This is a genomic window from Tabrizicola sp. YIM 78059 (assembly GCF_004959785.1).
Taxonomy (GTDB): Bacteria; Pseudomonadota; Alphaproteobacteria; order Rhodobacterales; family Rhodobacteraceae; genus Tabrizicola; species Tabrizicola caldifontis.
This window is the reverse complement of the sequence record NZ_SJZH01000009.1, coordinates 84,772-106,839: the sequence shown is the minus strand read 5'-3', so window position 1 is coordinate 106,839 and position 22,068 is coordinate 84,772. Positions and strand designations below refer to the sequence as shown.

Here is a 22,068-nt window from a genome sequence, read left to right as displayed (position 1 = left end):
GCCTCAGAAGCGTTGTGGCGAGAATGGGGTCAGGTCGATGGGCGGCGTAGCGCCGGTGATCAGATCGGCGACCAGCCGGGCGGTGGCGGCGGATTGGGTCAGGCCGAGATGGCCGTGGCCGAAAGCATAGGTCACGCGCGGCGTCGCGCGGGCCTTGCCTATTGCGGGCAGGGTGTCGGGCAGCGACGGACGGAAGCCCATCCATTGCCGCCCACCCGTGGCCTTCAGCCCCGGCAGGAAGGCCTGCGCCTTCTTCAGCATCGCCTCGGCCCTGCGAAAGTTCGGTGGCAGCTTCAACCCGCCCAGTTCCACCGCCCCGCCGACGCGGATGCCGCTGGTCAGACGGGTGACGACAAAGCCATGACCGCCGAAGGTGACCTGCGTTCGCAGGTCGAAGGCGTCGGCCGGCAGCGTGGTATTGTAACCGCGTTCGGTCTCCAGCGGGATGCGGTCGCCAAGGCCGCGCGCAAGGTAATGCGAACGCGCGCCCGCCGCCAGAACCACCTGCCCGGCAGAAAGACTGTCGCCACCGGCCAGGGCCACGGACACCGCCTCGGCCGAGGGGCGCAGCGCAACAACCTCTCCCTTGGCCAGCGTGCCCCCGATTGACCGGAAGCGCTCGGCCAGAGCCAGAGTAAAGTCCTTCGGATCGGTGACCGATTGCCAGCCCGGCGTGAAGGTGCCGCGCACGAAGCGGGGCGAGAGGCCGGGTTGCAGGGTCTCCATCTCGGCTCGAGCCATGTGGACGACCTCGATCCCGTGTTCTTCGCGCACCTTCCAGCCGGGCAGGGCCGCGCGGAATTCGGCCTCGGATTCGTAGACCTGAAGGTTGCCTTCCTTGCGCAGCATCGGAAGGGTGCCGGTCGCGGTCAGGAAGGGTTCCAGCTCGGCGCGGGCCAGATCCATCAGCGCGGTCTGCGCGACGGTGGACCGCTGCACCTGGGCCGGGGAACAGGCCCGCCAGAAGCGCAGCATCCAGGGCATGATGCGCAGCGCATAGGCGGGCGGAACCGTCAGCGGCCCCAGAGGATCCAACAGCCATTTCGGCGCCTTGCGCAGCAGGCCAGGCGAGGCGAGCGGCAGGATGTCGGAAAAGGCCAGGGCGCCTGCATTGCCGGACGATGCCCCGGCTGCAGGGCCTTCACGATCCACGACCGTCACGGACAGGCCGCGCATCTGCAGCGCAAGCGCCGCAGACAGGCCGACGACGCCGGCGCCGACGACGATCACCTCGGGTTTGGGGGGCATGACGGGCCTAATGCGTGGCGGCGAGGAACTTCTGCAGTTCGGGATCCTTCGGTGCACCGAACAGCTCTTCCGGCGGTGCGATCTCGGCCATCACGCCCTTGTGGAAGAAGGCAACGCGGTCCGACACTTCACGCGCAAACTTCATTTCGTGCGTGACGCAGATCATCGTCATGCCTTCGGATGCCAGCATCCGCAGTGTATCCAGCACCTCGCCCACCAGCTGCGGGTCAAGGGCCGAGGTCACCTCGTCGAACAGCATGTAGTCCGGCGACATCGCCAGCGCGCGGGCGATCGCCATGCGCTGCTGCTGGCCGCCCGACAGTTTCGATGGATAGACCTTAAGCTTGTCGCCAAGGCCGACATGATTCAGCTGGCGGACCGCCTCGGCTTCAGCCTCGGATTTCGAGCGTTTCAGCACCTTGACCTGCGCCAGCATCACGTTTTCCAGCACCGTCAGGTGCGGGAAGGCGTTCCACTGCTGGAAGACGATGCCGATCTTCTGGCGCAGCTTGTTCAGGTCCGTCGTCCTTGCGTGGACCTCGATCCCGTCCACCAGGATGCGGCCGGAATCGATGGGCTCCAGCCCGTTGATGCAGGTCAGAAGCGTCGATTTGCCCGAGCCCGAGCCGCCGATCACCGTCAGCACCTCGCCCTTGGCCACGGTCAGGTTGATGCCTTTCAGAACCTCGAGCGGGCCGAAGGATTTGCGGACATTCTCGATTTCAATCATTGGACCACCGTTTTTCCAGATAGCTGCCGAACCGCGCGATCGGGAAGGAGATGAGGAAGTAGAACAGCCCGCAGATCATCAGCAGGAAAAGGGGTTCCTGCAGGCGGGTGATCAGGATCTGGGTGGATTTCAGCAGTTCCACCACCTGCACGATGTAGACAAGCGCTGAATCCTTCATCACCCCAAGGGCCAGACCGATCCAGGACGGCAGCGCCACGCGGGTGGCCAGCGGCAGGACGATCGAGGTCATGTCCTGGCCCCAGGTCATCCCCAGCGACCGCGCCGCGCGCCGCAGCGTCTGCGGCACCGCCTCGATCCCGCCGCGCACGATTTCCGCGCAATAGGCGGCAGTGTAAAGCGAGAGGACGCCACAGGCCACCGCAAAGCCCGACACGCGGAAGCCAAGCACCGTGGTCACGAACGCATTGGCCAGCACCAGCTGGATGAGCAGCGGGATCGACCGGAAGATGTCGAGCACGAAAGTCAGCGGCGCGGCCCACCAGGGGCCGATCTGGTAGCGGATCACGCCGAAGATGATCCCGAGGATCGTGCCGAAGAAGACCGAGATCGCGGTGACGATCAGTGTCATCCCGGCCCCTCTGGCCAGGAAGATCAGGTCGTTGGTGGTGAGGGCGGTATCGAACATCTGCGCCCCCTCAATACCGGAACAGCCGGGCCGCAAGCAGCCGGGCGGACAGGGTGATCACCTTGGTGATGACGTAGAAGATCACGGCGGCGATGGCGAACAGTTCGAACGTGCGGAAGGTCCGGGCGTTCAGATCGCTGGTCACGCCGTAAAGGTCGGTGTTCATGGCCACGACCGCGCCCAGCGAGGTCATCAGGATGGCCCAGACCATCTGGTTCGTCATCGGCAGGAAAGAGATCCGCAGCATCTGCGGCAGGATCACGCTCTGGAACGCCTGAATCGAGGACATGCCCAGCGACCGCGCGGCGCGGGTCTGCGTATCGGGGATGGCCTTCAGCGCGCCGCGGAAGTTTTCGGTCAGGTAGCCCGCGTTGTTGAAGGCGATCCCGATCAGCAGCGACAGGTAGGGCGACAGATGCACGCCGAAGCCGCCCAGGCCGAAATGCACCATGTAGATCTGGAACAGGGCCGGGGTGTTGCGGGCGATTTCCACCCAGGTCGCGGAAATGGCGGAAAGGATGCGGTTCCCGGACAGACGGAACAGGGTCAGCACGATGGCGACGCTGATGCCGATGACCATCGACAGGATCGCGATCTCCATCGTCACCAGCGCGCCCTGCAGCATGTCGGGCAGCGAGTTCAGCGCCTGGTTCCAGCGAAAGTTGTAGTTGAACATGGCTGCCCCGGAAGGATGCAGGAACGGACGAAGCGGGGGACTGGCCCCCGCGTCGCCTCAGGTCGTTCGGATCAGCGGTAGACGCCTTCCACGATCAGGCTGGCGGGCTCGCCGTCTCCGACCCACTTCTTGTACAGTTCGGCATAGCGGCCGGTGCGGACCTGCTGGTTGATGAACAGGTTCATGTAGTTGATCAGACCGTATTCTTCACGCAGGGTGATCAGGGCGACATAGTCGGGCACCATCGGCGCCTTGTCGACAATCTTGATGCCCGGGAAGTTGCCCGACTTGACGTTGGCTTCCGAAACTTCGACGGTAGCCACGGTGGCATCAAGCTGCCCCTGGCTCAGCGCCAGGAAGACGTCCGCCTGGGTCTGATAGGGCCGGAACTCGCCCACGCCCCATTCCTTGACCTTGCCTTCCAGCCAGATCGCCTCATAGGTGCCGGCGGTGGCGCCCACGACCTTGCCCTTCATGTCCTCCCAGGTCGCCATCTCGACCTTCTCGTTGGCCACGACGGCGTTCTCGAACGAATAGTAGGGAATGGTGAAGCCCACGGTCTTGGCACGCTCCAGCGTGTCCGAGGTCGAGGCGACCGCCACATCCACACGGCCCGACATCAGCGAGGGGATGCGTTCGGGGAAGGTGGTCTCGACGATCTCGGCCTTCACACCCAGCGCCGCAGCCAGGTCGTTGCAGTAATCGACGTCGAATCCGATCGGGTTGTTGTTTTCGTCGCGCGATCCCATCGGCGGGAAGTCCAGAACCACGGCGCAACGCAGCGTGCCCGAGGCGATGATGTCATCCAGCTTGTCGGCCTGGGCCGGCATGGCGACGGCGGAGACAGCCAGAAGGCTGAAGGCAAAAAACGAGGTTTTCACATCTCTCTCCCTGAAGGTTTTGGGGGCACGAGTCACCCGTAGCGGACTATCCCATCAGCAGAGGGACAAAGCAATCGCTAAATACAATCAGTATACAGTTAGTATCCAAGTTTGCCGCCCTTCGCACCGGGCTTCCTGTAATCGGGTTCGCGATTGCTGGTGGAGGGCAGAAACCGGATCTGCTCTGCCTGTCTTTTGCATACTTGTTGTGTGCAGATTAGCTGGATAGGCTGCATCTCGAACCGTCAGGAGACCGCGACCATGCAGCACATCATGTCCATACCGGCGCTTCGAGACAGGATAGATGCGATACTGAGGCGCGCAGGCATGAACGACATCCAGGCCCGGGCGCTGGCCACCGTCATCACGGCAGGAGAGCGGGATGCCTGCAAGTCGCACGGCATCTACCGCATCGAGGGCGTCCTGCGCACCCTGAAAGCTGGCAAAGTGAACGGCAACGCCCATCCGATGCTGCACCCCGGCGAGGGTCCCATAGTCCGGGTCGATGCCTGCGGCGGTTTTTCCAGCCCTGCATTCGAGATGGGGCTGCCGGTCCTGGTCGATCGTGCGCGCCGCCTGGGGCTGGCTGCGATGGTCGTGAACGACTGCACGCATTTCTCGGCCCTCTGGCCCGAGGTCGAAGCGGTGACCGAACACGGCCTTGCGGCGCTGGTCATGTGCCCAAGCTATGCCTCGGTTGCCCCGGCAGGCGGCAACCGTCCGCTTCTGGGCACAAACCCCCTGGCCTTCGGCTGGCCCCGCCCGGATCGCGCCCCCTATGTCTTCGACTTTGCCACTTCGGTTGCAGCCCGCGGCGAAATCGAACTGCATCGCCGGGCGGGCAAACCCTTGCCCGAGGGCTGGGCGGTCGATGCCGAGGGTCGTCCAACAACCGATCCCGGCGCGGCCCTGGCGGGGGCGATGCTGCCCTTCGGCGGTCACAAGGGGTCGGCCATCGGCACGATGATCGAACTTCTGGCGGGCGCGATGATTGGCGACCTGACCAGCCCCGAGGCGCTGGCGCATCTGGGCACCACCACGCTGGCACCGATGCATGGCGAACTGGTGCTGGCATTTTCGCCGGAAGCCTTCGCCGCTGGCCGTCCGGGGAACCCCTTCGCCCGGGCCGAGGCTTTGTTCGATGCGATCACGGGGCAGGGGGCGCGGCTGCCTTCCGAACGCCGCTTCGCAGCGCGCGCGAAGGCCGAGGCCCGGGGGATCGAGCTGACCGAGGCCGAAGCCGCGCAGCTGCAACGGTTTCTCGACCTCGGTCTTGATGCGGTGGGCTGACCGGGATCAGACCTTGCAGCGCTGCACGGCTCCGGGAAGCTTGCTCCACTCGGCGTACCAAGTCTTGAACTGGTTGAACTGCGTCTCGGCCCAGGCGCGCTGACTGGGTGTCAGCTCGTCGGTCGGGTTGAAATGCAGCGTGTATTCCGCGTCACCCTGCAAGACCATCAGGTACTTGTAATAGAGCACCAGGTCATAGCCTTCGTCCCAGGACGACAATACCTCCAGCGCCTCGCCAAGTTCCTGCGCACGCTGGCGGGCGTCCAGGTCACCCTTGGCGGCCGCCTTCGCCAGTTCGACGAAATGCAGGATTTCCTTGGGGATGACGTTGCCGATCCCGGTGATCGTGCCGGTCGCGCCGCATTTGACATAGCCGTGGTAGACCCCGGTATCGACCCCCGCCATCAGGATCACGCTGTCGTCTGCGCTGGTGATGTGTTCCGCGGCGTAGGTCATTGCCTTCGCCCCGCCGAATTCCTTGAAGCCCACCAGGTTCGGATGTTCCGCGCGCAGGGCGAAGAACAGGTCGGCCCTGGTCTCGAACCCGTAGTAGGGGCTGTTGTAGATCACCGCGGGCAGGTCGGGCGCGGCGGAGAGGATGGCCTTGAAATGGTTGCGCTGGGCAATGGGAGAGCCGCCCCGTGACAAGACGCGAGGGATGACCATCAGCCCCGCTGCGCCCACCTTCTGCGCATGCGCCGCATGGGCAACGGCACTGGCCGAATTCACCGCCCCGGTGCCGACGATCACCTTAAGCCCTGCCTTGACCAGCCGTTCCACCCCTTCCATGCGCTCGGCGTCGGTCAGAAGCGGCCAGTCGCCCATCGACCCGCAGTAGACCACCGCCGACATCCCGGCTGCCACCAGCTCCTTCCCCTTGCGGACAAGCGCATCATAGTCGGGTTTGCGGTCGGCGGTGCAGGGCGTCATCAGGGCGGGAATGACGCCAGTGAAAATCGCGGTGTCCATCGGAAACTCCTCATCATCGGGGGTCGACGGGGCCGCGCAGGACAGGCGTTCCGTCGAATCTGCGGACAACATACGCCTTGCATTTTATTTGTCGACAAGAATCGAGGCTGCTAGAGCGGCACGTCCTGACGCATGTCCCGCCCGAAGAACTGGCGGATCTGCCGCACGATCTGGTCGGCGTGCGCGCGCGCGAGGCGGTCGCACAGTTCGATATCCCGCGCAGCAATCGCGGCGATGATCGCGTTGTGTTCGTCGGAATATTCCTGCGGCAGGCGGTCGTTGAACGACTGGTAATAAAGCCGGAGGATGCGGCGGCCTTCGTCCAGAAGCCGCAGTGTCAGCGAGGTGAAATACGGGTTCCGTCCGGCCTCGGCGATGGCGGCGTGGAAGTCGCGGTTCACCGCGATCATGGCCAGCGGATCCTGTGCAGCCACGACCTGCGCATAGCGTTCCTGATGGGCGCGGATCACTTCCAGATCCTCGGGCCGGTGATATTGGGCGGCCAGTCTGGTCGTGACACGATACATCAGGGTGATGGCATCGAAGAAGGTGTGCAGCTTGGAAAAGTCGATGTTGGCCACGATCGCCGAACGGTTCGGCAGCGTCTCGACCAGCCCTTCGCCCGCCAGCCGCACCAGGGCCTCGCGGATCGGCGTGCGCGACATGCCGAAGCGTTCGGCAAGGTTGACCTCGTCGATCGGCCGTCCCGGGGGCAGTGTCAGCGTCAGGATCTCGTCCCGCAGCATTTCGTAGACTAGCTTGACCCCAGAGCCGCGTTTGCGTTCTGCAAGGGTTTCCTCGGATGTCTCGGCCATGTCCTGCCCCTTGGTCAGCACACACTCTGTCGACAATTCACCTACCGCGATGCAGGCCACGGATCAATGACTTCCGCCAAAGGGGCGGACACTGCGGTCCCTGCGGCTGTCGCAGGTGCAGGTTTCCTGCCGCGCGGCCGGCTTGCGGCAAAAAAAAGCGGTAGTCACGCCCCTGTTTTCCTTTTGCCAGGGCCGTGGGCGATCAGACTAATCTGGCCGCATGCCAGCCGCGTGCCACAGGGAGGGATTGATGCCCCGCAAGATTGTGCTTGTCCGCCACGGCGATGATCCGCCGGATGACCGGGTCGTCACCTTCGCCGTGGAAAACGGGTTCGAGCCGGTCTTCTCGCGACCCTTCAAGGGCGACATGCTGGGTCCACCCGGTCCGGATGTGGCAGGGTCGGTCATCTATGGCGGGCCGTTCAACGTGTTCGAGGAAGACAAGCACCCCTTCCTGAACGACGAGGCCGCCTGGATCCGCGCCTGCATGGCGCAGGGCATCCCGCTTCTGGGGATCTGTCAGGGCGCCCAGCAGATCGCCCGTGTCCTTGGGGCCGAGGTCGGCCCCTACGATGATCCGGTGCACGAATTCGGCTACTATCCGATCTCGCCCACGCCCGAGGGCGTCGAGTTCCTTCCCCGAACCCTTTACATGACCCAGGCGCATTTTCACACTTTCGCCATCCCCGAGGGCGCGGTGCGGCTTGCCTCGAGCCCGCTTTATCCCAACCAGGCCTTCCGCTACGGCGACAGAACCTTCGGCGTCCAGTTCCATCCGGAATGCACCATCGAAGGCTTCCGTCGCTGGCAGTCGAATAGCTGGGCGCCCTATGGCCAGCCCGGCGCGCAGGACAAGGCAGAACAGGATGCGCTGATGGCAGCGCATGACGCCGCGCAGGCCGACTGGTTCTACGGCTTCCTGCGAAAGCTGTTCGGCACTGCCCCATGATGGCCCTGCCGCAGCGCAATCCGCAGGCGTTCGGGGTTCTCGTGACACTGGCCGGCGTGATGATCTTCGTCCCCGATGCGCTGCTGATGCGGCTGATCGGCGGCGACATGCTGGCGCTTGCGGTCTGGCGCGGGCTTCTGGCCGGGGGCGTCCTAATTCTGGGCAACCTGCTGCTGGCGCCGGCCACGCTGCCGCAAAGGGGCGAATGGTTCGATCGAAAGGGCCTTCTCATCATCGGGCTGAACGCGGCGGGGGTGCTGTCCTGGTGTTCTGCCATGCAATACACCTCGGCCGCGAATGCGCTGCTGGTGCTGGCGATTGCGCCGTTCCTGGCCGCCCTCCTGTCCTATGTCCTGCTGAAGGAACGGATCGACCGCGCCACGGGCCTGGCCATAGCCCTTGTGTTCGCGGGCGTGCTGATCATTGCATCGGGCAGCCTTGGCCACGGGCGTCTTCTGGGCGATGCCTTCGCGCTTCTGAACGCGTTCACGATCGCCGGCTACTACGTCACGCTTCGCACCACCGGCCGGCGCAACATGCTGCCGCATCTGGCGCTGGGGTCGACCCTGGGTGGGCTGCTTGCGTTGCCTGTCGCCGATTTCGAACCTGTGACCGGCACGCAGGCCCTGCTGATCCTGCTGTCCGGCGCCGTGATCCTGCCTGGGGCCGTCGGGCTTCTGATCCTCGGTCCCCGCTACCTGCCCGCGCCCGAAGTGACGATGATCACCCTGCTCGAGGTGATCCTGGGCCCGCTTCTCGTCTGGGCCGTGATCGGCGAGAACCCGGGCCAGTTGACCCTGATCGGCGGGGCGGTGATCGTGGCAACCGTCGCGCTGCACGCGATGCGCCGATTGAGCCTTGTCGAAAGCCCTGGCTGATGCGCCTTCTCTTTGTTCATGCCCACCCGGTGCCGGAAAGCTTCAACAGCGCGCTGTGCGAGGCGGCGGTCGATACCGCGCTTGCCAGAGGGCACGATGTCCGCCTGATCGACCTGCACGCCGAGGGCTTCGACCCGGTAATGTCCACAAAAGAACGCCGTCTTTACAACGAGGAAGGCCCGCCCCCGCCCGACCTTCGGCCCCATGTCGAGGCCCTGCAATGGGCCGAAGGACTGATCTTCGTCTATCCGACCTGGTGGTATTCGCAGCCTGCCATCCTGAAGGGCTGGATGGACCGGGTCTGGCGGCCCGGCATCACCTTCACTCTGCCCACCCCGACGCAGGCCATGCGGCCCGCGCTGACCAATGTGCGGCTGATTGGCGTGATCACCACCTTCGGTTCGCCCTGGTGGTTCTGGACCTTGCTGATCGGTGCTCCGGGGCGCAAGATCATGCTGCGCGGCCTGCGCTTCTGCACCCATCCGCGGACCAGAACCTTCTGGCTTGGTCTGTACGAGATGGACACCCAGACCGATGCGGCGCGGCGCCGTTATCTTGACCGGGTGCGCGCCCGGATTGCGCGCATACCGGTCTAGGGGGCAGGCATGGGCCACATCGGGCATTGGGCCGAGCTGACCGCCCCCGATTTCGTCGCGCTCGATCTTTCGCATGCGGTGGCGATCCTGCCCATCGGCGCGATCGAACAGCACGGGCCGCACCTGCCCATGTCGGTGGACCGCGATCTGACACTGGCGGTCCTGGCCCGCACCCTGCCGCTGATCCCGTCCGACCTGACGGTGCTGGCCTTGCCGGTGCAGGCCATCGGCAAGAGCACCGAACATCTGGCGTGGCCCGGCACGCTGTCGCTGTCGGCCGACACGCTGGTGCGGGTCATTCACGACATTGCAGCCTCGATCCGCCGGGCGGGCATCCTGCGGGTGATGCTTCTGAACGGTCATGGTGGCAACCGGGCGGTTCTGGAGCTGGCCTGTCGCGACCTGCGCGCCGAGCTGGGCCTTGTCACAGCCCATGTCGCCTGGGATGACCTGGCCGGGGCAGGGGCCATCGCCGGCGAAGACGAGGCGCGCAACGGCCTTCATGCCGGCGATGTCGAGACTTCGGCCATGCTGGCTGTGCATCCTGCGCTGGTCCGCATGGACCGGGCCGAGGATTTCGGCTCGGCCCATCGAAAATGGCAGGCGGCCCACCCGGATCTGGGCCTTGGCATGGCGCCGCTGCGCCCCGGCTGGCTGATGGGCGACCTTAACCCGAAAGGCGCCGTGGGCAACGCCGCCGCCGCCACGGCAGAAAAGGGCCAGAGGCTTCTGGACAATGCAGCCGGGAGCCTGGCCCGCCTGATCGCCGATTTCGCGCGGTTCTGCTAAGCCATGCCGACGCTCCATCGCAACATCGCCGCGCCGCACCGCGCAGCTGGCCGATGCACCCCGAGGGTTTCGGGGGCCGCATCGCCGGTCCGGGCGCGGGTAATCGCAAGGCTATGTGCGGCTGACTGCCGACTGACCTGGCCCGGCAAGCGGGTCATGCGCAGATCTTTCGGCTGATCAAGGCCGCAGCGACCGGCGTCAGGATCTGACTTGCCACTTGCTGTGTGACGGAACCCATCTTTCGGCCCGTCTGGCACGATCGGCTGCCAAGGCCGGCCGTCACCGTCCCTGCGCTGTGTTTCGGCCCCCCTTTGGCCGCAACCTGCCGCAGGTCACCACAGGTGTCGCACTCGGGATGTGGCTGCCTGATGGCGGGATTGCGCGACAGCCCAAAACCTGCCCTTGCCGATCCGAGCTGCACGGCCTTTCTTCCCGGTTCAACGCGCAGAAGGCCGAAGCCTCGCTTGCGCCTTGACTTCCTTCCGCCGGATGACGTGGAATCCATTCGGATCACGCCCCTGTTTTGCTTGCGTGAACGCTGCCACCGCGAGGCTTACGCTTTCGGGAACCGCCACACCCTGGACGTCCCGCATGAGCAGCATCTCCGGCAAGACCACGACCGACTGGGCCGCCTTCGCAGCGGCCCTTGCCCCGGTCGAGGTCATCGACGAGCCGGTTCTGGTCAGAAAGCGCAGCCGTGACTTCTTCTGGTATTCCCCGATCCTGGATCGACGCCTGAAGGCCTGCTTCGGCGATCTTGTCGCCCGGCCGAAATCCCCTGCCGAGATGGCGCGTTGTCTCTCCCTCGCGGCGCGTCACCGCGTCCCCGTGACGCTGCGCGGCGGGGGGACAGGCAACTACGGTCAGTCGGTGCCGATGGAAGGTGGCCTGATCATCGACACCACCGCCATGGGCGAGATCCTGGAAATCGGCCCGGATTTCGTCCGCGTCCAGGCCGGCTGCAACATCGCGAAGCTGAACCAAGCGCTGAAGGAAAAGGGCCGCGAACTGCCGATCTTCCCCTCGACCCAGGACATCGCCACCATCGGCGGCTTCATCTCGGGCGGGTCGGCGGGCATCGGCACCGTGAGCCACGGCATGTTGCGCGACGCCGGCAACATCCTGGAAATCCGTGCGCTTTCGGCCGAGGATCCCCCGCGCGAGGTGGTGTTCTCGGGTGAGGGGATCAACATGATCCACCACGCCTGGGGCATCAACGGCGTGATAACCGAACTGGCCCTGCGGACCGTCCCGACAGAGGACTGGACCGGCTGCATCGTCACCTTCGATGACTACCTCGCTTGCCATGCAGCCGCCATCGACCTGGCCCTGTCGGAAACGATCCGCCGCAAGCTCTGTTCAACGCTGGACGCCCGCATCGGCACCTATTTCGATCGCCTGAAAGGGATCGTCCCCGAGGGTCACGCCATGCTGGTCACCCTGATCCCCCGCGATCAGATGGGTGATTTCCGTGCACTGGTCGCCCGCCACGGGGGGCATGTCGCCCTGGCCATGGACGAGGCCGAGCGGACCGCGCGCAAGCTGCCGCATTTGTTCGAGTTCTCGTATAACCACACCACCCTGCAGGCCCTGAAATCCGATCGCAGCGTGACCTACCTTCAGGTTCTGTTTCCTGCACCGGTGAATGTTGCCAAGGTGGCCGAACTGCGGGCGGTGCTTGGCGATGACGTCTACATGCACCACGAATTTGCCTGCATGGGCGGCGACGTCGTTTCCTTCGACCTGCCTCTGGTGAAATACACCACCGATGAACGGCTGTATCAGATCATGGCCCTCTATCAGGCCCATGGCTGCCCCGTCTCGGACCCCCATTCCTGCATCATCGAGGATGGCGGCATGAAGAAGGCCGATTACCGCCATCTGGCCTGGAAAAAGCGGATGGACCCGCTTGGCCTGCTGAACTCGCCGAAATCCCGCGAATGGGCGCGCGTGCGCGACCTGTCGCCCGAAGCCATCGAAGCCCTGCACCAGACCTGACCCGGACAAGGCGGCGCACCCGCCGGACCCCCAGCAAGGAGAACGCCATGATCTTTTCGAACCGCCGCGGAAGACCCCTTCCCGATCATCTCGTCCGGGCCGCTAGGACTGTCGGCAAGGACGCCATCAGCCGCCGCGAATTCCTGGCTACGGCAAGCGCCTTCGGCGCGACGACCGCCACCGCCTATGCCATGCTTGGACTCGCCAGCCCGGTGCGCGCCGAAGGAACGCCGGTCAAGGGCGGAACCCTGCGTGTCGGCATGCAGGTGATGGATCTGAAGGACCCGCGCATGGCCGACTGGTCGCAGATCGCCAACCTCGAGCGCCAGTTCCTGGAGCCCCTGGTCAAGTACACCTCGGACTTCACCTTCGAGGGCCGCCTTCTGGAAAGCTGGGAGGTGAACGACGATGCCACGCACTATGTCCTGCATGTGCGGCCCGGCGTCACCTGGACGAACGGCGACACGCTTAACGCCGATGACGTGATCTTCAACATTCGCCGCTGGTGCGAGAAATCGGTGCCCGGCAATTCGATGGCTTCGCGCTTCGGGGTCCTGATCGACGACGCGACCGGCCGGGCCCGCGAGGGCGCGATCGTCAAGCTGGACGACATGACGGTCGAACTGAACCTTTCGGCCCCCGACATCACCATCATCCCCAGCATGTCGGACTATCCGGCGCTGATCGTGCATCGCAGCTTCGATGAGACGGGCGCAAATCTTGCGGCCAATCCGATCGGGACCGGGCCCTTCGAACTGGAAAGCCATGCTGTCGCCGGAAAGGCCCGGTTCGTCCGCCGAACCAACGGCGCCTGGTGGGCCGGTGAAGTGCACCTCGACGCGGTCGAGTTCATTGACCTGGGCAACGATCCGGCGGTCGAGGTGAATGCCTGGGGCAGCGATCTGATCGACATGAACCAGCAATCCAGCGAGAATTTCGTCGATCTGCTCGATTCCCTTGGCCTTGTGCGTCACGAGATTGCCACCGCCAATACCGTCGTGGCGCGGATGAACGTCAAGCAGGAGCCCTTCACTGACGTTCGGGTTCGGCAGGCGATCCAGGCGGCTGTCGACAATGCCAAGGTGCTTGAACTGGGCATCTCGGGTCGTGGAACGGTGGCCGAGAACCACCATGTCAGCCCGATCCACCCGGAATATGCCGAACTGCCCAAGCAGGTCCGCGATGCCGCCAAGGCCGTGGCCCTGCTGACCGAGGCCGGCCATATCGACACCGAGTTCGAGCTGATCTCGGTCGATCAGGATTACATGCAGGCATCCTGCGACGCCATTGCCGCGCAGATCAGCGATGCCGGAATCAAGATCAAACGCACGGTGATGCCGGGTGGAACGTTCTGGAACGACTGGACGAAATATCCCTTCTCGATGACCAACTGGAACATGCGGCCCCTTGGGGTGCAGGTTCTGGCCCTGGCCTACCGTTCGGGCGAGCCGTGGAACGAAAGCGCCTATTCGAACCCTGAGTTCGACTCCAGGCTGCAGAAAGCCCTCGCAACCGCGGATGTCGAGGCACGCCGCGCGATCATGGCCGAACTGGAAGCGATCCTGCAAGGTGACGGCGTGATCATTCAGCCCTTCTGGCAGAACACTTATGCCCACACCAGCCCCAGGGTGAAGGGCTACCGCATTCACCAGACCAGCGAGCTGGATCTGGGCGGGATCTGGCTGGAGGGCTGATCATCACACCCGCACCGCAGGGGAGGGGCCGGGAAACCGGCCCCTTTCTGTTTCCGCGCGGGCGCGCCAAGTGAAACTGTGGCATTCCGCCGCCATCGGTCTTTTCCCGAAGGCCCGGCGCTTGCAGCGTACCCCGTCCGGGAATGGTGCCGGCGGGCCTTTGCGATCTTCCGAACCGGGCAGGCGGACGCCACGCGGCAACGGTCGCCCCCGATCTAGGTGCGCCTGATCCACCCGGCAGTCATCAGCCGTGACGAGATGCGCCCCGCCTTCCACGCCCGACGCGAACCACTTTCTTCCCTTTCCGCCATGCGGCGCAACGCCGGGGCACGGATGCCCGGAACTGCCCCGCCTCGTGGCCCCGTCATGGTGCCCGGAGAGATGCCAAGGCGTCATGCCAGGGCGTCGAACCTGCGGAAGTCGGCTATCAGTCCAAGTTTGACATCAGGCACGCAGGCGCTTGCCCTCTGGGTCGAAGGCCGCCCCTGCCAGCACCAGCGCCCGATGCGGCCGGCCCATGATCATGACTTCCAGCTCTGCCCCAGGCGCAATGTCCGTTCGTAGGTAGGCCAAGGCCAGAGACTGCCTGACATGATAGCCATAGGCCCCGGAAGAGACCTTTCCGGCAGGCTTGCCATCCAGATCGAAGATCGGCTCGTTCCCTGTCGCATCCGCGGTCGTCGCCTGGATCACCAGCGTCCTCAGCGTCTCGCGCGGGGGGCGGTCGGCGATGGCCAGCCAGCCGGCCTTGTTGAGGAAGTCCTTGTCGCCCTTGACCAGTCCCAGCAGCCCCGTTTCCTGCGGCCAGTATTCCGGGCTGTAATCCCGCCCCCAGCTGCCATAGCCCTTTTCGATCCGCAGGCTCGTCAGCGCCCGGCTTCCCACCGGCCCCACGCCAAGCGGCTGACCCGCCTCCAGAAGCGCGGCATATAACCGCTTCTGGTCCGCCTCGGAACAGTGCAGCTCCCAGCCGAGGTCGCCGGTGAAGCTGACCCGCAGCGCGATGCAGGGCACGCCCGCCACTTCGATCCTGGCCGAGCGCATGAAGGGGAAGGCATCGTTGGAAAGGTCGGCATCAGTCAGCCGTTGCAGCAGATCCCGCGCCAGAGGCCCGGCAAAGTTGAAGCCGGCCATCGCCTCGGTCGCGCTGGTCCAGCGGGTTCCTTCGGGCAGGGGGACGGCGTCGAAGAACCGTTTGTGATAGCGTTCCGCCATGCCCGAGCCGACCATGAGGTAGTCGCCCGTCTCCAGGCAGGTGACGGTGAAATCCCCGGCAATGCCGCCGCGCCTGCCGATCAGTGGCGCCAGGCAGGACCGGCCCGGCTGCGTCGGAATCCGGTTGGCAAGCAGGGCCTCCAGCCAGTCCCTGGCCCCCGGCCCGCTGACCCGGTAGCGGGCGAAGTTCGAGATGTCGATGATCCCAGCCCGCTCGCGCAGCATCCGTGCCTCTCGCCCGACGGGGCCCCACCAGTTCTGCCGTTCGAAGCCCACGGTCTCTTCGCGCGGCTCGCCTTCGGTGGCGAACCACAGCGGATGTTCCCAGCCGTAGTTCAAGCCGAAGACCGCGCCCATGGCCTTTTGCGTCTGGTAGATCGGGCGTACCCGCACCGGGCGGCCGGCCGCGCGCTCTTCGTTCGGGAAATGGATCTTGAAGCGGTTGGCATATTGGTCCTGCACGCGGGCCTTAGTGAAGTCCTTGCCCGCCCAGGCCCCGAACCGCGCCAGATCCCAGCCGAACATGTCGAGCCTGGGCTCGCCCTCCACGATCCATTCCGCAGACAGCAGCCCCAGCCCGCCCGACTGCGAGAAGCCCGGGATGATGCCATTGCAGCAGAAGTAGTTGCGCAGTTCCGGCACCGGGCCGAAAAGCGCGCTGGAATCGGGTGACCAGATCATCGGGCCATTGATCACCCGCTTGATCCCCGCCGCACCCACTGCCGGCACCCGGTCGATCGCGCGTAGCATGTTGGGTTCGATCCGCTCCAGGTCGTCGGCGAAAAGCTCGTGGCCGAAGCCCTGCGGCGTGCCGTCCTCGGCCCAGAAGCGCATGTCCTTTTCATAGGCGCCGACGAGAAGGCCCTTGCCCTCTTGCCGCAGGTAATACTCGCCGTCCCGGTCCGCGACCGAGGGCAGGCGGCGGTCCAGTGCGGCGATCTCGGGTATCGCTTCGGTGACGAAATACTGATGCTCAGTCGGGACGAGGGGCAGGGCGATCCCCGCCAGCGCCGCCACTTCGCGCGCCCATAGCCCCGCCGCGTTCACCACCCATTGCGTGCGGATCTCGCCCAGCGGTGTCTCCACGATCCAGCTGCCGTCGGGCTGTGCCCGCGTTGCCGTGACCGGGCAGTTGCGGTGGATCTGTGCGCCCCGCGCCCTTGCCCCGGCCGCGTAGGCCATCGTCACCCCCGAAGGATCGACGTTGCCGCCCTGGGGTTCGAACATGATGCAGCGGATGTCGTTGAAATCGACCAGGGGATGCAGCCTTTCGGCTTCGTCGCGGGTCACTTCGTGGAAGGCCATTCCGTAGTAGCGCGCCTTGGCGGCCTGAAGTCGCAACTGGTGTTCGCGCGCCTCGGTCTGGGCCAGATACAGGCTGCCCGGCTGAAAGATGCCGCAGCCTTGGCCGGTCTCGGCCTCCAGCTCCTTGTAAAGCCCCATGGTGTAATGCTGCAGGCGGCTGATGTTGGTGTTGTCGTGCAGCCCGTGGATGTTCGCCGCCGCGTGCCATGTGCTGCCCGAAGTCAGTTCCGACCGTTCCAGCAACACCACTTCGGTCCAGCCCAGTTTCGTCAGGTGATAAAGGATCGAGCAGCCGACCAGCCCGCCCCCGATCACCACAGCCTGTGCATGTGAATTCAGTTTCACATCAGGGCTCGTCATTGCCGATCTCTTCCCGCCGCTTGGCGACATAGGCTTCCAATTCTTCCCGGATCGCCGGGTCCATCGGCGGCTGCTGATATTCGGCCAGGGCCTGCTGCCACAGGTCTGTGGCGCGGTCCCCTGCCTCTTTCGCCCCGGCCAGCAGCCAGTTCTCGTAGCCCCGCCAGTCCGACAGCATGGGCTGGTAGAAGGCCTTCTCGTAGCGCGCCATCGTATGCGCCGCGCCGAAGAAATGGCCGCCCGCCGGGACATCGCGGATGGCGTCGAAGCCCAGCTCCTCAGCGTCCCATTTCAGGGGCCGCAGGAATTCCACCATGTTCTGCAGGATCTCCACGTCGAGGATCAGCTTCTCGTAGCTGGCGGTCAGTCCGCCCTCCAGCCAGCCGGCTGCGTGGTAGATCAGGTTCGCCCCGCCCATCACCGCGCCCCAAGTGGCCATCGCCGTCTCGTAGGCCGCCTGAAGATCAACAGCGTTCGAGGCATTGGCGTTCGAGGTCCGGTAGGGCAGACCATAGCGCCGCGCCAGCTGACCGGCGATGACGTTGGCCTTGGCATTCTCCGGCGTGCCGAAGGCGGGGGCGCCCGATCGCATGTCGACATTCGAGGTGAAGGCCTCGTACATCACCGGCGCGCCGGGCCGGACCAGCTGGGTCAGGACGACACCGAACAGCGCCTCGGCGTTCTGCTGTGCCATGGCTGCGGGTAGGCTGACCGGGGTCATCGCGCCCATCAGGGTGAAGGGGGTGATGGTGATAGGCTGACCGTGTTCGGCCATCGCAATCAGCCCGTCGCCCATCGCATCGTCCAGAAGCCGCGGCGAGTTGACCGAGATAATGGTGATGACGCCAGGGTCGCGGGCGATCTCGCCCAGGCTCATCCCGCGCGAGATGGCCATCATGCGGATGCCGTCCATCGCCCGGCCGCGGCCGATGGCGGTGCAGTGGAAGGTCAGGTCCGACAACGTGAGGTTGGCAAAATAGGTATCCAGGTGGCGATTGTTCGCCGGCAGCTCCTGCGGGGCGGTGACCTGGTTGCCGATCATGTGGATGGCGTTGAAGTGATGCGCGAGGCGGATGAAGTTCTGGTAATCGGCCAGGTTGCCGGGCCGTCGTCCGTTTACCCGGTCGTGCACGTTGGGCGGCCCTGCGACCAGGCCGAACACCAGATGGTCGCCCCCGAGATGAACCTGCTTGTCCCGGTTGCGTGGGGTCAGGGTGAACTGGTGCGGCACGGTGGCCAGGGCGGCATCGACGATGTCTTCGCCGATCCGCACGATGCCCTCCGCGTCAATCCTTGCCCCGGCCCTGGCAAAAAGTGCACGCGCGTTGGCGCCCATTACCTTGATGCCCAGTTCCTTGAGGATGCGGATCGAGGTGTCGTGCAGATCCTGCATCTGGTCTGGCGACAGGAACTCCATCGGCGGATGGGGATTGCGCACCGTCTCCCACGGCAGCTGCGGAATTGTGGTCCCGGCCTTCTCACGCCGCGCTCGTCTTGTTTCCCGCATGCTGCCTCGCCCTGCTTACGCGCCCAGACTAGGGGCAAGTCTCTCGGGGTTCACGAAAGCGAATTGGGGGCCTGACCCCTATTAATTCCGGGGCATGCGGCCCTTGGCCGCCGAGGGGCTGCTGGCTTATGCTGGTTGCAGGAGTGCACGATGAAGAACCTGCCCCCGTTGAACTACATCCGGTCGTTCGAGGCGTCCGCCCGGCACCTGAGCTTCACCAAGGCCGCCGAAGAACTGGGCATGACCCAGGCGGCGGTCTCGGGCCATGTCCGTGCGCTGGAGAACTACATCGGCCGCCCGCTGTTCTTCCGTGCGCCGCGCAGCCTCAGCCTGACGGAAGTCGCCGCCTCATATCTGCCCACGCTCAGGCAGGCGCTGGCCCAGATCGACATCGCCACCGGTCAGATCCTGACCGTGGCGCACCGGCAGGAGGTGATCATCGCCTGTCCGGCAAGTCTTGCGACCAACTGGCTGCCGCCGCGCCTGCGCGCCTTCCGTGAGGCCTCTCCCGAAGTGGATGTGACCGTCCATGCAACGATCTGGTCGGAAACCAGCGACCAGATCGCCGACATCCGGATCACCCCGCGCCATGTCAGCCAGCCGCTGATCGGGCGCAGCCTCGGGGAGGAGGAACTGGTGATGGTCTGCCCGCCGTCCTTTCTTTCGGGCCCCGAGCCGCTGAGCCGACCCGCCGATGTCGCCCGTTGGCCGCTGATTCACGTCCTCGGCCGACAGGAACACTGGGAAGCCTTCGCCCGGCACCACGGGCTGACCGACCTTCCCCTTGCCCGAGGGTTGAAGACCGACAGTTCCAACGTCGCACTCGAGATGGCAAGTGCCGGTCTCGGCTGCGCGATCACCCTGGCGTCTCTGGCCGAGGTCCACCTGCAGCGCGGCCTTCTGGTCGAGCCCTTTCCCGATCGCATGCCCAGCGGCTGGGGCTATGACCTGCATCCCGGCGAACTCAGCCCGACGCGTGCCAGCGAAAGGCTGATGCAGTTCCTGTTGCGCCGGTGATGGCGACCCCTGCGGCAGGCCGGTCTGGCTGACGAAAGACCATGTGACGTGCACGGTCCTTGCGCCGCACGATCCATGCCCTGTATGCGATGGCACCGGCGACCCACAGGTTGAACATGCGGCGCAGGCGCCCCATATGGCCAGCCTTCACCGGTTATGGGTTTCAAGGCCACTTCAGGACGGATGACGCATGACGGCGATCGACCAAAAGGCAGCAGATCCCGGGGGCCGGATGGCAATCTTGGCCTATCGTCTTTCCGTCGCCCCGATGATGGACTGGACCGACCGGCATTGCCGCGTCTTTCATCGCCAAATGACCCGGCGGGCGATGCTTTACACCGAGATGGTGACCGCCCCTGCGATCATCCACGGTCCGAAGGCCCGGCTGCTGGACTTTTCCCCGGTCGAACACCCCGTTGCACTTCAGCTCGGCGGTTCCGACCCGGGGGAGCTTGCGCAGGCCACCCGCATCGCGCGCGACTGGGGCTATGACGAGGTGAACCTGAACTGCGGCTGCCCCTCGGACCGGGTCCAGTCCGGCTGCTTCGGCGCGGTGCTGATGGAGCGCCCCTCCCTCGTGGCCGACTGCCTCTGGGCGATGCAGGGTGAAACCGACGCGCCCGTCACGGTGAAATGCCGCATCGGCGTGGACGAACAGGATCCCGAAACCGTCCTGCCCCACTTCATCGAAACCATCGCCGGGGCAGGGGTGCGCCATGTCATCGTCCATGCCCGCAAGGCCTGGCTGCAGGGCTTGTCGCCGAAGGAAAACCGCGAGATCCCGCCGCTCGACCACGACCTCGTGGTGCGGATGAAGCAGCGCTTCCCCGAGCTGACCATCTGCATCAATGGCGGCATCACCTCGCTGGATCAGGCGCGGGCGCTGTTGGCGCGCGGGCTCGACGGGGTGATGATCGGCCGGGCGGCCTATCACGACCCGGCCTCGGTGCTGATCGGGGCCGATGCCCTTTGGGGCGAAGACTTCGCCCCCGATCCGGTCGCGGTGGTCGAGGGCATGCGGCCCTATATCGCCGACCATCTGGCCGCGGGCGGCCGGCTGCACCAGGTCACCCGGCACATGCTGGGTCTCTTCACCGGCCGGCCCGGCGCGCGGGGTTGGCGGCGCATCCTGTCCGAACGCGCCAGCCGCGACGGGGCGGGGCTCGAGGTGCTGGACGCAGCCCTGGCCGAGGTTCAGGCCAGGGCCGCCTGACGCGGGATCAGCCGCGACAGGACCAGCGCGATCAGCCCGCAGGCTGCGATCGCCGCCAGCATCGGCAGGACGGTGCCGTCAAGGAAGGGCCCTGCCGCCGCGACCAGGACCCCCGCCGCCACCATCTGCATCGTGCCCCCGAGCGACGAGGCGAGCCCCGCGATATCGCCGTGCTCTTCCAGCGCCTGCACCTGCGCGGTGGGCAGGATCACACCAAGGAAGATATTGCCCGCGAACAGCGTGGTCATGGTCACGGGCAGGCTGGCCAGCCCCGCCAGCGCCATACCGAGGCCGACAAAGGTCGCCGCCGCGAAGCCCAGCGTCGCGCCCGAGATCATCCGCAGCGTCCCCAGCCGCTGCGAAAGGGGCGAGGCGAACTGCGAGGCGGCGAAGAAGCCGATCGCATTCACCGCAAAGGCCAGCGAGAACTGGGTCGGCGTCAGGCCGAACTGGTCGCGGTAGACGAAGGCGGCGCTGGCGATGAAGACGAAGAAGCTGGCGAAGGCAAAGCCCGCCAGGAAGGTCATCACCATGAAGCCCCGGTCGGCCAGCAGGATCCGCGTTCCTGACCGGAAGGCTGCAAGGTCGAACTGTTGCCGGTTGGCGTCCGTCAAGGTCTCGGGGACAGCGAAGTGGATCAGGAAAAAGCTCAGACAGGCCGCAGCCAGCAGCGCCCAGAAGATCAGACGCCAGTCTCCCAGGGCCAGCAGTCCCGCCCCGGACAGCGGGGCGAGCAGCGGCGAGACCGCGATCACGATCATGATCGTGGACATCATCCGCGTCGCCTGCGGGCCGGTGGCCAGGTCGCGGATCACCGCGCGCAGCACCACCATGTTCGCAGCCCCACCCAGCCCCTGCACCATCCGCCCCGCGACCAGCCAGCCGATCGAGGGCGCAACCGCGCACATGATCGTGCCCGCGATGAAAAGCGCCAACCCGGCATAAAGCGGCGGCTTGCGCCCGGCCTGATCGGCCCAGGGGCCATAGACCAGCTGCGCCAGCCCGAAGGTGACGAAATAGCCGACGATGGTCCATTGCACCGCCTGGCTGCCCACGCCCAGGTCACGCCCGATCTCGGGCATGGCCGGCAAATACATGTCGATGGCAAAGGGGCCGACGGCGGCCACAAGGCCAAGGATGACGGACATGAAAGTCAATGAAACGGAGCGAGTCATGATGCAGATTCCGGGAAATGCTTGCGACAAGGGCGCGTGACCTACGCCCCTTCGTCGGCAAAGGAAAGCCCCACCCGCGCATTTTCCGCTCTGGCCTGTGCCTGCGGGGGAGGCTAG

Annotated in this window: 19 protein-coding genes; 9 read left to right on the top strand and 10 right to left on the bottom strand. The window is 65.4% G+C overall.

Going from position 1 to position 22,068, the window contains the following annotated elements; all coding sequences use genetic code 11:
* Positions 1–3: 3 nt before the first annotated feature.
* The 5 genes from EZM81_RS12750 to EZM81_RS12730 form a co-directional block, all read right to left on the bottom strand.
* On the bottom strand, positions 4–1,248 hold the full coding sequence (locus tag EZM81_RS12750; RefSeq protein ID WP_136645974.1) for an FAD-binding oxidoreductase: 1,245 nt from the start codon (positions 1,246–1,248) through the stop codon (positions 4–6).
* A 7-nt stretch (positions 1,249–1,255) separates the two neighbouring features.
* Positions 1,256–1,978, bottom strand: coding sequence for an amino acid ABC transporter ATP-binding protein (locus EZM81_RS12745; RefSeq protein ID WP_136645973.1), 723 nt, complete (start codon positions 1,976–1,978; stop codon positions 1,256–1,258).
* Positions 1,971–2,624 carry an amino acid ABC transporter permease gene (locus EZM81_RS12740; RefSeq protein WP_136645972.1) on the bottom strand — a complete coding sequence of 218 codons (654 nt, stop codon included), beginning with the start codon at positions 2,622–2,624 and terminating at the stop codon, positions 1,971–1,973. The genes EZM81_RS12745 and EZM81_RS12740 overlap by 8 nt, the downstream gene beginning before the upstream one ends.
* Positions 2,625–2,634: 10 nt before the next feature.
* On the bottom strand, positions 2,635–3,300 hold the full coding sequence (locus EZM81_RS12735) for an amino acid ABC transporter permease (protein WP_135450396.1): 666 nt from the start codon (positions 3,298–3,300) through the stop codon (positions 2,635–2,637).
* Between the two features lie 71 nt (positions 3,301–3,371).
* Positions 3,372–4,181 carry a transporter substrate-binding domain-containing protein gene (locus EZM81_RS12730; protein ID WP_135450397.1) on the bottom strand — a complete coding sequence of 270 codons (810 nt, stop codon included), beginning with the start codon at positions 4,179–4,181 and terminating at the stop codon, positions 3,372–3,374.
* Positions 4,182–4,442: 261 nt separating this feature from the next.
* On the opposite strand from EZM81_RS12730, the gene EZM81_RS12725 reads away from it, so the two are divergent.
* Complete coding sequence (locus EZM81_RS12725) at positions 4,443–5,471, top strand: Ldh family oxidoreductase (protein WP_136645971.1); 1,029 nt, start codon at positions 4,443–4,445, stop codon at positions 5,469–5,471.
* A gap of 6 nt (positions 5,472–5,477) precedes the next feature.
* Here the strand turns inward: EZM81_RS12725 and EZM81_RS12720 are convergent, their stop codons facing one another.
* On the bottom strand, positions 5,478–6,440 hold the full coding sequence (locus EZM81_RS12720) for a dihydrodipicolinate synthase family protein (RefSeq protein ID WP_135450399.1): 963 nt from the start codon (positions 6,438–6,440) through the stop codon (positions 5,478–5,480).
* A gap of 110 nt (positions 6,441–6,550) precedes the next feature.
* Positions 6,551–7,255, bottom strand: coding sequence for a GntR family transcriptional regulator (locus EZM81_RS12715; protein WP_135450400.1), 705 nt, complete (start codon positions 7,253–7,255; stop codon positions 6,551–6,553).
* Between the two features lie 250 nt (positions 7,256–7,505).
* On the opposite strand from EZM81_RS12715, the gene EZM81_RS12710 reads away from it, so the two are divergent.
* The 6 genes from EZM81_RS12710 (at position 7,506) to EZM81_RS12685 (ending at position 14,159) form a co-directional block, all read left to right on the top strand.
* Positions 7,506–8,204: a glutamine amidotransferase gene (locus EZM81_RS12710; protein ID WP_136645970.1), complete on the top strand. Its 699-nt coding sequence runs from the start codon at positions 7,506–7,508 to the stop codon at positions 8,202–8,204.
* Positions 8,201–9,082, top strand: coding sequence for a DMT family transporter (locus tag EZM81_RS12705; protein ID WP_136645969.1), 882 nt, complete (start codon positions 8,201–8,203; stop codon positions 9,080–9,082). The genes EZM81_RS12710 and EZM81_RS12705 overlap by 4 nt, the downstream gene beginning before the upstream one ends.
* A complete protein-coding gene (locus tag EZM81_RS12700) occupies positions 9,082–9,678 on the top strand; it encodes an NAD(P)H-dependent oxidoreductase (RefSeq protein WP_136645968.1) in 597 nt (198 codons plus the stop codon). The genes EZM81_RS12705 and EZM81_RS12700 overlap by 1 nt, the downstream gene beginning before the upstream one ends.
* 9 nt (positions 9,679–9,687) lie before the next feature.
* On the top strand, positions 9,688–10,467 hold the full coding sequence (locus EZM81_RS12695) for a creatininase family protein (RefSeq protein WP_136645967.1): 780 nt from the start codon (positions 9,688–9,690) through the stop codon (positions 10,465–10,467).
* 591 nt (positions 10,468–11,058) lie between these two features.
* Entirely contained in the window at positions 11,059–12,465 is a 1,407-nt protein-coding gene (locus EZM81_RS12690; protein WP_136645966.1) for an FAD-binding oxidoreductase, read from the top strand.
* 47 nt (positions 12,466–12,512) lie between these two features.
* Complete coding sequence (locus EZM81_RS12685; RefSeq protein WP_136645965.1) at positions 12,513–14,159, top strand: ABC transporter substrate-binding protein; 1,647 nt, start codon at positions 12,513–12,515, stop codon at positions 14,157–14,159.
* A 444-nt stretch (positions 14,160–14,603) separates the two neighbouring features.
* Here the strand turns inward: EZM81_RS12685 and EZM81_RS12680 are convergent, their stop codons facing one another.
* The gene (locus EZM81_RS12680) at positions 14,604–17,018 is read right to left on the bottom strand and encodes an FAD-dependent oxidoreductase (protein WP_136646009.1); all 2,415 of its coding nucleotides are present in this window, start codon (positions 17,016–17,018) and stop codon (positions 14,604–14,606) included.
* A gap of 7 nt (positions 17,019–17,025) precedes the next feature.
* The gene (locus tag EZM81_RS12675) at positions 17,026–18,546 is read right to left on the bottom strand and encodes a trimethylamine methyltransferase family protein (RefSeq protein WP_136645964.1); all 1,521 of its coding nucleotides are present in this window, start codon (positions 18,544–18,546) and stop codon (positions 17,026–17,028) included.
* A 150-nt stretch (positions 18,547–18,696) separates the two neighbouring features.
* Here EZM81_RS12675 and EZM81_RS12670 point away from each other — a divergent pair, with 150 nt between their 5' ends.
* Together EZM81_RS12670 and dusA are read left to right on the top strand one after the other, a co-directional pair.
* Positions 18,697–19,563: a LysR substrate-binding domain-containing protein gene (locus EZM81_RS12670; RefSeq protein ID WP_135450408.1), complete on the top strand. Its 867-nt coding sequence runs from the start codon at positions 18,697–18,699 to the stop codon at positions 19,561–19,563.
* 232 nt (positions 19,564–19,795) lie between these two features.
* Positions 19,796–20,776: a tRNA dihydrouridine(20/20a) synthase DusA gene (dusA, locus tag EZM81_RS12665; protein WP_136646008.1), complete on the top strand. Its 981-nt coding sequence runs from the start codon at positions 19,796–19,798 to the stop codon at positions 20,774–20,776.
* Here dusA and EZM81_RS12660 read toward each other — a convergent pair.
* On the bottom strand, positions 20,758–21,951 hold the full coding sequence (locus tag EZM81_RS12660) for a multidrug effflux MFS transporter (protein ID WP_136645963.1): 1,194 nt from the start codon (positions 21,949–21,951) through the stop codon (positions 20,758–20,760). The two genes, dusA and EZM81_RS12660, sit on opposite strands and share 19 nt — an antisense overlap.
* Positions 21,952–22,068 lie beyond the last annotated feature (117 nt).